The sequence below is a fragment of the Methylomonas sp. EFPC1 genome, assembly GCF_016925515.1.
GTDB classification, from domain to species: domain Bacteria; phylum Pseudomonadota; class Gammaproteobacteria; order Methylococcales; family Methylomonadaceae; genus Methylomonas; species Methylomonas defluvii.
This window is the reverse complement of record NZ_CP070494.1, coordinates 2,339,495-2,352,289: the sequence shown is the minus strand read 5'-3', so window position 1 is coordinate 2,352,289 and position 12,795 is coordinate 2,339,495. Positions and strand designations below refer to the sequence as shown.

Annotated in this window: 15 protein-coding genes; 7 read left to right on the top strand and 8 right to left on the bottom strand. The window is 52.2% G+C overall.

Going from position 1 to position 12,795, the window contains the following annotated elements; genetic code table 11:
• Nucleotides 1–3 precede the first annotated feature (3 nt).
• Entirely contained in the window at nt 4–489 is a 486-nt protein-coding gene (smpB, locus tag JWZ98_RS10980; protein ID WP_020481594.1) for an SsrA-binding protein SmpB, read from the bottom strand.
• A 100-nt stretch (nt 490–589) separates the two neighbouring features.
• Between smpB and JWZ98_RS10975 the strand changes: the two genes are divergently transcribed.
• From JWZ98_RS10975 to JWZ98_RS10960, 4 genes are all read left to right on the top strand, one after another.
• Complete coding sequence (locus JWZ98_RS10975; RefSeq protein WP_033158661.1) at nt 590–1,948, top strand: sodium-dependent transporter; 1,359 nt, start codon at nt 590–592, stop codon at nt 1,946–1,948.
• Entirely contained in the window at nt 1,949–2,386 is a 438-nt protein-coding gene (locus tag JWZ98_RS10970) for a type II toxin-antitoxin system RatA family toxin (RefSeq protein WP_201798987.1), read from the top strand.
• A gap of 4 nt (nt 2,387–2,390) precedes the next feature.
• Complete coding sequence (locus JWZ98_RS10965) at nt 2,391–2,657, top strand: RnfH family protein (RefSeq protein WP_201799047.1); 267 nt, start codon at nt 2,391–2,393, stop codon at nt 2,655–2,657.
• Between the two features lie 211 nt (nt 2,658–2,868).
• A complete protein-coding gene (locus tag JWZ98_RS10960) occupies nt 2,869–3,390 on the top strand; it encodes a hypothetical protein (protein ID WP_033158663.1) in 522 nt (173 codons plus the stop codon).
• A 146-nt stretch (nt 3,391–3,536) separates the two neighbouring features.
• On the opposite strand, the gene JWZ98_RS10955 is transcribed toward JWZ98_RS10960, so the two are convergent.
• The 3 genes from JWZ98_RS10955 to JWZ98_RS10945 all read right to left on the bottom strand — a co-directional run bounded on the left by JWZ98_RS10955 (nt 3,537) and on the right by JWZ98_RS10945 (nt 6,973).
• A complete protein-coding gene (locus JWZ98_RS10955) occupies nt 3,537–3,728 on the bottom strand; it encodes a hypothetical protein (protein ID WP_033158664.1) in 192 nt (63 codons plus the stop codon).
• 178 nt (nt 3,729–3,906) lie between these two features.
• Nucleotides 3,907–5,613 (bottom strand): ATP-binding protein, encoded by a 1,707-nt coding sequence (locus JWZ98_RS10950; protein ID WP_205454284.1) that lies wholly within the window; start codon nt 5,611–5,613, stop codon nt 3,907–3,909.
• Nucleotides 5,614–5,617: 4 nt separating this feature from the next.
• Entirely contained in the window at nt 5,618–6,973 is a 1,356-nt protein-coding gene (locus JWZ98_RS10945) for a (Fe-S)-binding protein (RefSeq protein WP_205454283.1), read from the bottom strand.
• Nucleotides 6,974–7,297: 324 nt separating this feature from the next.
• Between JWZ98_RS10945 and JWZ98_RS10940 the strand changes: the two genes are divergently transcribed.
• The 3 genes from JWZ98_RS10940 to JWZ98_RS10930 all read left to right on the top strand — a co-directional run bounded on the left by JWZ98_RS10940 (nt 7,298) and on the right by JWZ98_RS10930 (nt 9,178).
• Complete coding sequence (locus JWZ98_RS10940) at nt 7,298–7,606, top strand: DUF6156 family protein (RefSeq protein WP_033158667.1); 309 nt, start codon at nt 7,298–7,300, stop codon at nt 7,604–7,606.
• A gap of 116 nt (nt 7,607–7,722) precedes the next feature.
• Entirely contained in the window at nt 7,723–8,325 is a 603-nt protein-coding gene (locus JWZ98_RS10935; RefSeq protein ID WP_205454282.1) for a GNAT family N-acetyltransferase, read from the top strand.
• Complete coding sequence (locus JWZ98_RS10930) at nt 8,318–9,178, top strand: carbon-nitrogen hydrolase family protein (protein WP_205454281.1); 861 nt, start codon at nt 8,318–8,320, stop codon at nt 9,176–9,178. The genes JWZ98_RS10935 and JWZ98_RS10930 overlap by 8 nt, the downstream gene beginning before the upstream one ends.
• A gap of 36 nt (nt 9,179–9,214) precedes the next feature.
• Here the strand turns inward: JWZ98_RS10930 and JWZ98_RS10925 are convergent, their stop codons facing one another.
• The 4 genes from JWZ98_RS10925 to JWZ98_RS10910 form a co-directional block, all read right to left on the bottom strand.
• Entirely contained in the window at nt 9,215–10,066 is an 852-nt protein-coding gene (locus JWZ98_RS10925) for a Sir2 family NAD-dependent protein deacetylase (protein WP_205454280.1), read from the bottom strand.
• Between the two features lie 144 nt (nt 10,067–10,210).
• On the bottom strand, nt 10,211–10,438 hold the full coding sequence (locus JWZ98_RS10920; RefSeq protein WP_275899209.1) for a DnaA/Hda family protein: 228 nt from the start codon (nt 10,436–10,438) through the stop codon (nt 10,211–10,213).
• 35 nt (nt 10,439–10,473) lie between these two features.
• Nucleotides 10,474–11,460, bottom strand: coding sequence for a WYL domain-containing protein (locus JWZ98_RS10915; RefSeq protein WP_205454278.1), 987 nt, complete (start codon nt 11,458–11,460; stop codon nt 10,474–10,476).
• A gap of 74 nt (nt 11,461–11,534) precedes the next feature.
• Complete coding sequence (locus JWZ98_RS10910; RefSeq protein ID WP_205450272.1) at nt 11,535–12,632, bottom strand: IS5 family transposase; 1,098 nt, start codon at nt 12,630–12,632, stop codon at nt 11,535–11,537.
• Nucleotides 12,633–12,795: the final 163 nt, after the last annotated feature.

Here is a 12,795-nt window from a genome sequence, read left to right as displayed (position 1 = left end):
AGATTAGCCGTGTTTCATGATGCGGGCGCGGTCGCGTTGCCAATCTTTGTCTTTGGACGCCGCGCGTTTGTCGTGCAATTTTTTACCTTTCGCCAGACCGATTTTCAACTTGGCACGGCCCTTAATCCAATACATCGACAATGGAATCAAGGTGTAGCCCTTGCGCTCCACCGAGCCGATCAGCTTGTTCAATTCCCGCCGATGCAGCAATAATTTCTTCTTGCGCACGGCGTCGGGATTGACGTGCGTCGATGCCGACAATAAAGCCGACACATGCGCCCCGCTCAACCACGCCTCGCCGCGTCTGATCTCGACATAGCTCTCTTTCAACTGGATCCGTCCGTCGCGCAAGCTTTTCACTTCCCAGCCTTCCAACACCAAACCGGCTTCGAAAGTCTCGTCTATGGTGTACTCGTGGGAAGCCTGGCGATTAACCGCGATGGTGTTATCGGTGGCTTTGTTGTCCTTCTTGGATTTTTTGGCTGCCATTGCGTAGCGAAGATTTTTTAAACTGACTGAAAACGTGAATTTTGATATTTTACTCACACACCCGTTAAATAACGACATAAAAACACAAGGGCTCTCCAACATGACCGATAAAACCCCATCCATTCACGGCGAATGGTCCTCCCGTTTCGCCTTTATTCTGGCCGCCACCGGTTCGGCGGTTGGGTTGGGTAATATATGGAAATTTCCTTACATCACCGGCCAAAACGGTGGCGGCGCTTTTGTGATGGTCTATTTAATCTGCGTGGCAGCCATCGGCATACCCATCATGATCGCGGAAATCATGCTGGGCCGCCGCGGCCGGCAAAGCCCGATCAACACCATGCAAACCCTAGCTGCCGAAGCCAAAGTCGATCCGCGCTGGGGCTATTTGGGCTGGATGGGCATGATCGCCGGTTTTTTAATCCTGGCCTACTATAGCGTGATTGCCGGCTGGGCTATGGCTTACATCTTCAAAGCGTTTTTCGGTGGCTTTTTCGGTACCGACGGCGGCGAAGTTAAGGAGATATTCGACAATTTGATGGCCAGCCCTATCCAGCAAATTTTCTGGCACACCGTGTTTATGTTCATCACCATGCAAGTCGTAATGCGCGGTGTAAAAGGCGGCCTGGAAAAAGCCGTACGGTTTTTGATGCCTGCCTTGTTCGTGATCCTGATCATTTTAGTGGCTTATGCGATGGCATCAGGCTATTACGCGCAAGGCATCCACTTTCTATTCAGCCCCGATTTCAGCAAAATCACCGCTGACGCGGTGCTTACCGCCATGGGCCACGCCTTCTTCACGCTGAGCTTGGGCATGGGTGCCATTATGGTGTACGGTTCTTACCTGCCCGGTCATGTGTCGATTGCCAAAACCACATTTTTCATCGCCGGCGCGGATACCGCCGTAGCCTTGCTGGCCGGCATCGCCATTTTTCCCTTGGTGTTTGCCAACCAACTGGAAGTTGCCACCGGACCGGGCTTGATCTTTCAAACGCTGCCGTTAGCCTTTGGTCACATGAGTGGCGGTTGGTTATTCGGCGTCCTGTTTTTTGTACTGCTGTTTTTCGCCGCCCTCACCTCGTCCATTTCCTTGATCGAACCGACCGTAGCCTGGCTGGTGGAAAACAAAAATATCGATAGGCAAAAAGCCTGTGTCTGGTCCGGCACTGCCTGCTGGGGCTTGGGCGTGGCCGTAGTTTTTTCGTTTAATATTTGGTCCAACTTTAAAATCTTCGATAAAAATCTGTTCGAACTGCTGGATTACCTGACCGCCAACCTGATGCTGCCCTTGGGCGGTTTGTGCATCGCCGTGTTTGCCAGCTGGATGATGAAACAAGCCCATGCCGAACAAGAATTGGAGTTGCCGGCGCAAGGCTTTCAAGCTTGGCACTTCCTGATTAAATACGTGGCACCAGCTGCCGTATTCATCGTCTTCTTACATGTACTCGGGGTGCTGTAAATGATCACGGTTGTACAAAAAAGCGCCTTGGTCAAATTCTCTGCCAAACAAATGTTTGACCTAGTGGATGACATCGAGTCGTATCCCAAATTCTTACCCTGGTGCTCCGGCAGCAAAATATTGAAGCGTGAAGGCAATATCGTCGAAGGCCAAATCGACATCGCCAAGGCCGGCTTTCATAAATCCTTCACTACACGTAACAAAATCGATCAAGGCGGCAGAATCCAAATCAGTTTGCTGGACGGGCCGTTTTCCTCGCTAGAGGGCTTTTGGAGTTTCATGCCGCTGCGCGAAGACGCCAGCAAAATCTCGCTGGACCTGGAGTTTGAAATCTCCGGGATGCTGGCCAATTTGGCCTTTGGTCCGGTGTTCAACCAAATCTGCAACACCATGGTCACCTCCTTCACCCAACGTGCCAAAGCCTTGTATGGCGGATGATTTGATAGCGGTGGAAGTGGCTTATGCCACGCCGGAGCGACAACTGCTTATTCCCATTAGCCTGGCGGCGAATTCCACCGTCGAACTAGCCATAGAAGCTTCCGGCATCTTGCGGGAGTTTCCGGAAATTGATTTAAGTCAGCAGAAGGTCGGGATTTTTGGGGTGGTTTGTAATTTGGACAAAAATCTCAGCGCCGAAGATCGTGTCGAGATTTATCGACCTTTAAAGCAGAATCCGATGGATGCGCGGCGGGGGCGGTTGCAGAAGTAGTTTGGGTAATCTGTTGATGGTTAACCAATTTGATTTAGGCCATATCAAATAAAGCGATACAGTTGAAATGAAAAGATATTTCTGTTTTTCAAAAACTTGGACATCGTTTTGACGCAATGTTTTTCGTCATTTTTAAACCTACTGGTAGTCGGGCATCGCGAACTTAAAACTCAAAGAAATCCGAATTGCGGCATCTAAAAGGAAAATTTACATGACCACTTCAATGCTTACGGGAACTCTTGGAGTGCTAGGCTTCATTATTTCTTGCGTCAACCTGTGGCGATCAATTCAAAGCACAAGGCAAGCTCAAGTCTTAGCGCTCGCTCAAAAGAAGCATGAAGCCCTCTCCTTAGTCATGGAGGGCGAAATCGGTAACATGGCAGCCCGACGTCAGCTGCGTACTGTACGGTATGAAGCACTAAATGCGGATGCCGAAGATATCGCCCAGCAAGTCTCGGAGTTTATCGATGGTCATGATCGAGCTCTATCAAACCTCAGCCGTCTCCGGGAAGGGCTTTCCGCTATAGTGCCCGGTGCAGCGCGACACAAAGATCTCATTAAGATGATCGATGTCATAATTCCCCAGATAAAGCAAGTCACTGAAGCAAAATGGATTGCAGAAGGGGTTGGTGAATACGTCGATGAGGTGAAGGAAAACCTCTCATTGAGAAAACGAGTGCAGCAATTACAGCAGAGAGGAGAACAGCCAAATCCCGATGGGAGCGATGTCTAAACGCTCTCCTGTCGTCGACTCCCTCCTAGAGCAGCCGATAGACTGGGATAAACAACGTGAATCCCAGCATAAAAGCCGTAAAGCCGGGCATCGCTACCCATTAGTTTTCCTAAACTTCAAGCAATTGGCAAATATGCCAACCGGAATTAATGCCGATCAATTTCCTTCGCTTGTGCCCCGCTATCAATGGCTTTATCAATCAACATCACGCTACCACGCATCAATGCGGCAAAGAGCAATATGGAAAAGACCAATCCCATCGGTAATATGCCGAGCAAACCGGCAATGACAACGATCAGCATAGCTATGCCGGTATTTCCTATCTTAGCGATCTTCATTTTGCCTCCCGGACCGTTTATCGGTCGAAACGAAATCTCGCATTCACTATATCGGCTTATTTAAATTCAACAATACACGCAAGCGGTAATTTATTGTTTTACTTAATAAAACAGTAACAATATTAAGTGTATTTGTAATTCACCCCTATTCGAGGAAAACAGACACCCGCTTTTCAAACTAGGCGGCTTCGTCCAGCAACTCCAGGCCTCTAAACACCGAACAACGCTTGAACACCTCCAACTCCGGCGCCAGTTGTTTTTGCTGGCAGAATTTAGCGACCAGTTTGGTCAAGCCCTTGATGTCGCGCCCCGTAGCCCCAGGAAAGATGGCCGCCAGTTCGTCGATCAATTCTTCCCTGACCGGCAAGCTAAATTGCTCGGTCATGACCCGCCAGATTTTGCATCTGTCCGCATGATCCGGGGCGTGGTAGCGCAGCATGGCGATACAACGGGAAATGATGGCTTCGTCGATGTCGTCCACCCGATTGGTGGTCAGGAATAACAAGCCGTTAAAATATTCCAGCACCCGCAAGAACACACCGACCACGGCATTGGAGGCCAGGTTGTCGGCGCGGCTTTTGATGTAAACGTCGGCTTCGTCGATCAGCATCACCGCCCCCCAGCGCTGGGCGCGGATCAAAGTGTCCTTCAAGGTTTTTTCCATCTCCGCGACGTTTAAACCCAACTGCCCGGAATGCACCCGATACAAAGGCCGCTTGATGATTTCCGAATAGACTTCGGCGGTCAATGTCTTGCCCACGCCGGCCGGTCCGGCGCAAAGCACCGTGGTACCGCCGGATTTGCCGGCGACGATGTCGTCCATCAGCATGTCCATTTCCGCGGTCAGAATGTCGATCAAATCGGTTTGTTCGGGCGGCAGGATCAGCTTTTGTTTCAACTCCGGCTGATACACATAAGGCTGGGTATCGTCGACGTGTACCCAGACATGGTGATGTAACTCCAGATGAAACATCAGGATATAACCATGCACTGGCATTTCCGTGAACATACCCTTGGGTACATCGGCTTTGGCGGCTTCCATGGCGCTTTCGGTTTTGCTGTCGTAGCGCATGCTTTTGCCGGCTTTACGCAGATAGGTGCCCAGAATGTCGCCGGATGCGTCCAGACTCAAAGCCCGTTCGCTGAGGATATTTTCGTCGTTGACCAAGCGGCAGATCCCGCCACCCGAGGACATGACTACCGTATTCTTGCGCGTCCAGTCGCTGCTGCGATGGCTGGCGGTTGGATCCTCGGCATATTCGCCGGTACCCCACCCGGAAAACTGTTCGCCATAGCGCGCCCGCCAGTCAAAATACCGCGCGCTAGCCTCATCGTAACTGGCGATTAATTCCGGGGTTTCTTTTAAATAACCTTTGGTGGCAAAAATCTCCGGGATGGTTTTGTTCGCCAGATCTTTGCAACGAATGATGAGGCTCTCAACCATGATTTTACCCTTGGTGTTGGCTTTTAATTCGATCAGGATCCGTCCGGCTTCCTCTTCTCCCGGTGGAGTGTAATCCAGGCGGGTGACCAAATAGGCCAAGGTTCTGCCGGAAGGCTGCACATGAAATAGCCAACCACGCAGCCCGCCCTCCAATAAATAATTGGCAATGGCCGGCAGCAGCAATTCCAATTGATCGACGTTGTAGCGATGACTGTCGTCGGCCAGCGCCGCTTGCAAAGCTATCAATAGCGCCGCTTGCTGTTGTAAGGCTTCACCGTGTTGCAAGTAGATGTCGGCCAGACTGGCTAATTCTGCCTCACTGAGTAAATCGTAAGGCACTTGCGCCTTGGTGCCAAAACGCAATTGCTCATTGATGCTTTGCAAGCGGGGGTGATCGTTAAGCAGTTGTTCGAGATGACGTTTGTCGATGGTTAATTTCATGGCATCAATCCTGTGACGGTAAGGCTAAACAAAGTACTTCGGCTAAATGCAGGGGCTTGGCAAAGCCGCCATTGCCGATCTGCTGCTGACAAGAGAAACCATTGCTGACCAGCAGTGCGTCAGGTTCGGCACGTAGCGCTGGAAATAAGGCCAACTCGGCCATGGCTTGGGCTTGATCGTAATGCTCGGCTTCGACGCCAAAGTTGCCGGCCATGCCGCAGCAGGACGATTCGATCAGTTCGAATTTCAGATCCGGCAGTTGCTTGAGAAGTTTGCGCACCGACTTGATCGCACCAACGGCTTTTTGATGGCAGTGGCCGTGCAACAGCAAACTGTTAACGCCGGGGATGGCTTGAAACTCTATAGGCCAGCGTTTTCCGGCTTGTTCGCGGACGATAAACTCTTCCAGTAACAAGACCTTTTCCGCTAGTTTTTGCGCCGGTTCGCCTAAACCCAGCTTTAAATATTCGTCACGCAAACTGAGAATGCAGGACGGTTCCAAGCCAATGATCGTGCGCCCCGCAGCGACATGCTCGGCGAGAGCCGCCAGCATGCGCTGCGCTTCGATGCGGGCCTTATCGATCAGACCATTGGAAAAGTAGGTGCGGCCACAGCACAAGGGACGATCCGCGTCATCACCAGCCAAGGGCGTCGCGATATGCACATGGTAGCCGGCGCTATTCAGCAACTTTTTAGCCGCTTCTGCAGCAGCCGGGTTGAAGTAATAGTTAAAGGTATCGACCAGTAACACGACTTGTTTGTCGGCTAACTCCGGATGCAAACTTAATTCGGATTGGGCCGGCACCTGAAACGCTTGCGCGGCAGGTTCCGGCAAGCGGACTTTGGCGCTGATGCCCAGCCAGGCTTCGCCTAAACGCGCCAGCAGCGGCATGCGATTGCGCCATTGAATTAAGGGCCGGAGCGCGCGCCAACGCAGTATTTTCGGCAACTCCGCCCACAAGCGCCGCCGCAGCGTCAAGCCATTGCGCTGCACTTGCTGCGCCAGAAACTCGGCCTTGATCAAGGCCATGTCCACTTCGTTTTCGCACTCGCGCTTACAACCCTTGCAACTGATACACAAGGCCATGGTTTCGGCCAGTTCCGGATTGAAAAAAGCCGCGTCGTTTTCGGCGTTCAAAGCTGCTTTCAAGGCTCTCACTCGGCCGCCGGGCGACAGGCCGGGATTTTGCGTCACCCTATAACTGGGGCACATCACCCCTTTCGCATCCCGTTCGCATTGCTTGCTGCCGATACACACCGCCACGGCCTTGGCGAAATCGGCGCCATGCTTGGGAATATCGGCATAGGCGTCGCCCATCCCGGCGTTTTCATAAGATGACCAATCCAGAAACAGTTTCATAGGCACCAGGCTGAATAAAAACCTAGATCAAGCAAAAACAAAGCCAGTCGGACCGGCATAGGACGGATAAGCGCAACGCATCCCGCTTTCCGTTCAGTGTTTGGCGGATGTGTTGCTCTTATTCGTCATGCCTTTGCCGCGATGGTTACATTTCCCCACCGGTTTTCTGCTCGGCACGCTGTAGCAAAACCGACAATCCACGAAAGCCGCGAACGATTTGTCACAGCGTAGCCTAGCCAAAGCACCGGCGACCCCAGGTAATTCGGGTCACCTATTTCGGCACAAATATTGCGGTAATTAGATTTTTTACCTGGGAAAATTGAAGTGGAATTAGAAAACTGCGATACCCGCTATTTCATCAGCTATAGCGGCGTAAAACTACCGTTGAAACTGGTCAACGAACTGGCAGACGAAAGCCATCTGGAAAACCGCAACACCTACTTCCGCGGCTGCTACGCTGCCGATGAACGTCTAATGCTGCTGGAAAAACTGGTCTATGGCGAAGTGGAATTACGCCATGTCTATACCTATCATGCTAACGGGGTTCTAGCCGAGGCGGAAATAACGGATGCGGACGGCGAGATCGACCTGTTACGCTTTGACGAAACGGGAGCTGCACTGAAATTTGATTAGCTGGCTGGTTCATAAACCTTTGCCATAGGCAATTCGCTACCGCCTACAATACAATATGTCTCTCGCGCCTTAAGCTTGGCGACCGACATTTTGTTTTCATTCAACCGCAAACCAGCATGAGCAAAGACATCCGCATCCAGCGCCTCAGCGGCGACGCCTTGATTCAATACATTCCGGAACTGGCGCGCCTGCGCATTGAGGTGTTCCGGGATTTTCCGTATTTGTATGACGGCGATTACGAGTACGAAAAGAAATACCTGCAAACTTACATAAATTGCCCGGAAAGCGTCATCGTGCTGGCGTTCGATGGCGACGCCATCATCGGCGCGTCGACGGCGATACCATTGAAATACGAAACCGACGAAGTTAAAAAACCATTCGTCGAAAACGGCTACAACCCCGATGAAGTGTTTTATTGCGGCGAATCAGTGCTTAACAAAGCCTATCGCGGCTTGGGCATCGGCGTACGCTTCTTCGAACAACGCGAAGCCCATGCCGCAGATCTGGGCGGTTTCAAACACATCACCTTCTGCTGCGTCGAGCGCCCGCTTGATCATCCGCGCCGACCGGCCGATTACGTGCCGCTGGATGCGTTCTGGAACAAGCGCGGCTACGTCAAACATCCCGAGCTGAAAACCACGTATACCTGGAAAGACCTCGACGACACCGGCGAGACCGCCAAACCCATGACTTTTTGGTTGAGAGAAGACCGTGCCTAAAATCGCCAGCGCCCAATATGACATCAGCTTCCTGGAAACTTGGGAAAACTTCGCAGCCAAAGCCCGTCGCTGGGTGAAAGAAGCCGCCGAGAACAAAGCAGACATCCTGCTGTTTCCGGAATATGCGTGCATGGAATTAGCTTCCTTGTTTCCGAAGGAAGTTTATTCTTCATTGAACGGCCAACTGGATGCCTTGCAAACCTTGCTGCCTGGCTATCTGGACCTATTCAAAACGCTGGCAGCCGAATACCGGGTCTACATTCAGGCCGGGACTTACCCTGTCAAACATGACAACGGCGAATTTCGCAATCACGCCTATTTCTTTACCCCGCAAGGTGACGTGGATTATCAAGAAAAGCTGACCATGACGCGCTTCGAGAACGAGCAATGGCATATTTCCCGCGGCTTGGACATCAAGTTATTCGATACTGTGTTCGGTAAAGTCGCGATCAACATTTGCTACGACAGCGAGTTCCCACACTATGCCCGCCAACAAGCCGAACGCGGCGCAAGCTTGATTCTGGTCCCAAGTTGCACCGATACCGAAGCCGGCTATTATCGAGTGCGCATCGGCTGCCAAGCCCGTGCGCTGGAAAATCAATGCTATGTCGTACAAGCCTCCTTGGTTGGCAACGCCGATTGGTCGGAAGCGGTGGACGTCAACTGCGGCGCGGCGGCGATTTACACGCCGGTGGATCGCGGCTTTCCGAACAACGGGATTTTGGCGATTGGTGAATACAACCAGGCGCAATGGGTGTATGCCGACCTGGATTTAGCTGCGGTGGATACTGTGCGCCAAGAAGGTCAGGTGTTCAATTATCGGGATTGGCCTAAGCAGTTCGATTGCCAATAATCGTTTCTTGGCAGTCAAACTCTTGGCTTACCTGTCTTACAGTTCTCGGTCTTGCGGTCCGTGCCCAGCGGAGAGAATCCGCTCGATAGCAGCCAGCGCCGCCAATGCCGACATGGCAAGCGAAATACTGCCTTTGGGGGCCTTCGATTCGCTCGGGTTGATACGAAGCAACGTACCAGGAAAACTTTCTCCGACCCAGCGAATTGGGCCCATTGCCGAGCCGACACCCAACTCAATGATCACAACTTGTTGATGCACGGCCCGTAAGCGCCAATCCAAGTATCGCTTTTGTTGTTGCCGGGCACGATGCTCTAACCAAAAGGCATCGTCAAACATCAAAATATTGGGGCGGGCAAATCCGCCGCAATCGGGGCAAAAAGGCAAGGAGCCCTGGGCTATCATACTGTGGCTGTCCACCGTTAGCTGGAGTGTTTTAATAGGCCAAATCCTTTGGTTACAAGGCATGCAACATTGCAAGTAATGGATTGAACCGTGACATTCGTAAATGCTCTCTTCGGCAAACCCCGCCTTTTGAAAATGTCCGTCCACATTGCTGGTGTACACAAACCCCGGATTGGGCTTGCTGTCTAACCAGCTTTTCAACAGTTTAAAACCGGCATGCGGCTGCGTATTTCCATATGAATGGTAGCGAGAACCGTAAAAGCCCCAGGCGCGTCTCGGTTCGTTAAAAAACCATTGCGGATTCGCTAGATCCTGAAACGTCAAGCCTTCGGCGGCATAGCTTGGATGTGCGCGCCAGAAGCCTTGCTTGCCGCGAAAATCCGGCAAGCCGGAATCGACACCCATGCCGGCACCGGCGGTAATCAACAGAGTGTCCGCATCAGCAATGGCTTGGGCGGCACGCAAAATCGCGTTTTGTTGGTTCACGCAGCATTTCCCGCGTGCTGTGGCCTCTTGCGGCGCAAGTAATGATTATCTGACATCTTAGCTCCAGTGATTGCAAATAGACAATCTACGGGAACCATGCGACAAAACCGGTCGTTTAATCTCGGCGTTTTCGCATTGCGCGCCTTAGTTTAAAAACAACAAAGCTTCCACTTGCGCAAGCGTCACTTTTTCTCCAAACATATTGGTATAGGCTTGCGACTTATGCAATGTAATCTCCAACTCCCTGACATCCGAGCAAATCCGCCTAGCGATAAAGCACGCGATGTCCATGCCCAACTCGAAACCGGCGTTCATAGCCTTACCGCGCAGCATTTCAATTCGAGCACCATAGTCTGGCATGACAATTTCCACGGATAGGCTATCGAGAGGTTGTTCATACTGGAAGCCTACATACCGTATATTTTGCCCAGCAATCGAACGGTTTCGGCAAACATTTGCCTTAGCGAATCCGGCTCCAGCACCTCAATATCCGCACCCAATCCTTGCAACCACCACCGTAGTTGCAAGGTGTCTTTTACCGAAGCCTGCAACCGGAAATAATCGTCCTCGAGCGCCGTGATCCGCTGATCGGCGCTCAGCTGGGTTTCCGACAAGTGCTTACGCACCCAGGGAGAAATTTTCACTACCAGCTGAATGTCGGCGTCAGGCGCAGTTGGGTAGTCGAACTCGCCGGAGGCTATATAAACATCAGGATCGTAATCCACGGGTACGGTAACCGCCTTATCCAGCAATATAGCCTGTTCGAAACGATGCAACGCTAATTGCTTTACATCCTGATAATCCCACAACGTCGCCAGCAGGTAAGCCACATTGCCCCGGAACATCAAGCCCAACGGATTGACTTCGTACTGTTTGGCGGCTTCGTCCCGCCGCAGATAGCCGGCTGAAAAACGCCGGTTTTTCAACAGCGCTTCGTACACTACCTTCAATACCTCGACGTCGATTTGCGGTGGCAACAAGGTTTGATTGGCGGGAATCGTTCTGACTTTATCCGGCCAATGGGCCAAGGGAGAATGTTTCAGCGTACCATCGGCCAACGCGAAATAATCGGCCAAATGCGCTCTGACGGATAACGGCAATAACGGAATTAAAAACTGCTCAACTAGCTTGAATGCCAGCGCCTCATCCGCCGACATCAACGGAAATTGCATACGCGCAGTTTGCTTCGGCCAGAACCAGCATAAGGGCTTGGTTTCATCCGAACTGGTGAAGGGAAACAAGCCTGATGAAGACAGTTTATTTAAATCCCGCTGCACCGTCCTGATGTCCACCTCGTAACCTAACAGGCTGGTGAAAAACCCGCCGATATTTCCCCTTACCCACGATGTAAGTGATTTTTTCGAGTTGAAATCGGTCATGACATCGAGTTTCAAGCGTTTTGCCCCGGTTTCAAGGGCTTTTTATTCGCCTGAAGCCGTCTGTGGACGGTTTTCAGGCGAACTTCACCCTAGGCGGGTGCACTCCACGCCGGTTTCGGCGTGAACACCAATAGGTTGAGCATGCGCGTCAGGTTGTAGGCGGCAAAGCAAAACAAGGCCTGACCCGCGACTTTGGCTAAGCCGATGTGACGAGTTTTGCGCAGGCCGCCGACCGTTTTGACCCAGCCAAAGGCTTCTTCGACGATTTTGCGGCGCTTGAGACTTTGGGCGTAACCTTTGCCGCGCGCGGTGCGGCCATCGACGGCACTGCCGGTCTTTTTGCGGGCCACATGGGCTTTGATGTCACGGGACTCGAGTCCGTTGACGAACGCCGCTTGGTCGTAGCCTTTGTCGGCACCGACGCTGCCGCCTTGGGGCACGCGGCGTTTGATCATGTTTTGCGCGGCTTCGATTTCGGCGGTGCCGGTGGCTTGAGTGGTTTCGACATCGACAATCAGGCCGTTGCGATTCTCGGACAAGGCATGGGTGATGTAACGCAGTTTGGCCTCGGTGTATTCGCCTTTCTTGTAAAGCCGGGCTTCGGGATCGGTCGTACTGTGGTGGGTGGCGTTGCTGCGCTTTTCGCCGCTGAAGTCGACCTCGGGATTGCGGCCGGCGGGTTTGTCCGGGCCGCTGCCGTCTTTTTTAACGAAGCTTTTATGCGAGGCCCAGGCTTCAATGAGGCTACCGTCGACGCTGAAGTGTTCGTCGGACACCAGATTTTGCCATTCGGCTATGGCCAGTACCCGCTCAAAAAATTCGCGACTCAGGGCTTCGGACAGCAGGCGTTCGCGGTTGGCGCTGAACACGCTGCGCTCCCAGACAGCATCGTCGATACCCAAACCAACAAACCAGCGAAACAACAGGTTGTAGTCCAGTTGTTCCATCAACTGACGCTCGCTACGGACCGTATACAGGACTTGTAACAGCAAGGCGCGCAGCAGTTTTTCGGGGGCAATCGAGGGACGGCCAGTGTGCGAGTAACGCGCGGCAAAGACGGCATCCATCGAGGCCAGTACGCCATCGACCAACAGCCGTAAACGGCGCAACGGATGCTGCTTGGGAATGCGGTCTTCCAGGTTGATGTAGCTGAACCAGTTGTTTTGGATAGCATCGTGTCCGCGCATTGAAAGGCTCCAAATTTAGGTAGCCTATTTTAACAGTTGGCGGCTCATCTATGCCTTAGCTTACTTGGCTTTTCGAGTTTTTCACCAGCCTGATAAGTCTTGCAGTTTTTTCAGCAAATCCGGGGTGGTAATGGACTCCGGTTCTTTGGGGATGAACCTGAGC

Excerpts from the sequence above, each read along its gene's own strand:
- smpB (WP_020481594.1), bottom strand. The coding sequence starts at position 489 with ATGGCAGCCAAAAAATCCAAGAAGGACAACAAAGCCACCGATAACACC.
- JWZ98_RS10975 (WP_033158661.1), top strand. The coding sequence starts at position 590 with ATGACCGATAAAACCCCATCCATTCACGGCGAATGGTCCTCCCGTTTC.
- JWZ98_RS10970 (WP_201798987.1), top strand. The coding sequence starts at position 1,949 with ATGATCACGGTTGTACAAAAAAGCGCCTTGGTCAAATTCTCTGCCAAA.
- JWZ98_RS10960 (WP_033158663.1), top strand. The coding sequence starts at position 2,869 with ATGACCACTTCAATGCTTACGGGAACTCTTGGAGTGCTAGGCTTCATT.
- JWZ98_RS10955 (WP_033158664.1), bottom strand. The coding sequence starts at position 3,728 with ATGAAGATCGCTAAGATAGGAAATACCGGCATAGCTATGCTGATCGTT.
- JWZ98_RS10950 (WP_205454284.1), bottom strand. The coding sequence starts at position 5,613 with ATGAAATTAACCATCGACAAACGTCATCTCGAACAACTGCTTAACGAT.
- JWZ98_RS10945 (WP_205454283.1), bottom strand. The coding sequence starts at position 6,973 with ATGAAACTGTTTCTGGATTGGTCATCTTATGAAAACGCCGGGATGGGC.
- JWZ98_RS10935 (WP_205454282.1), top strand. The coding sequence starts at position 7,723 with ATGAGCAAAGACATCCGCATCCAGCGCCTCAGCGGCGACGCCTTGATT.
- JWZ98_RS10910 (WP_205450272.1), bottom strand. The coding sequence starts at position 12,632 with ATGCGCGGACACGATGCTATCCAAAACAACTGGTTCAGCTACATCAAC.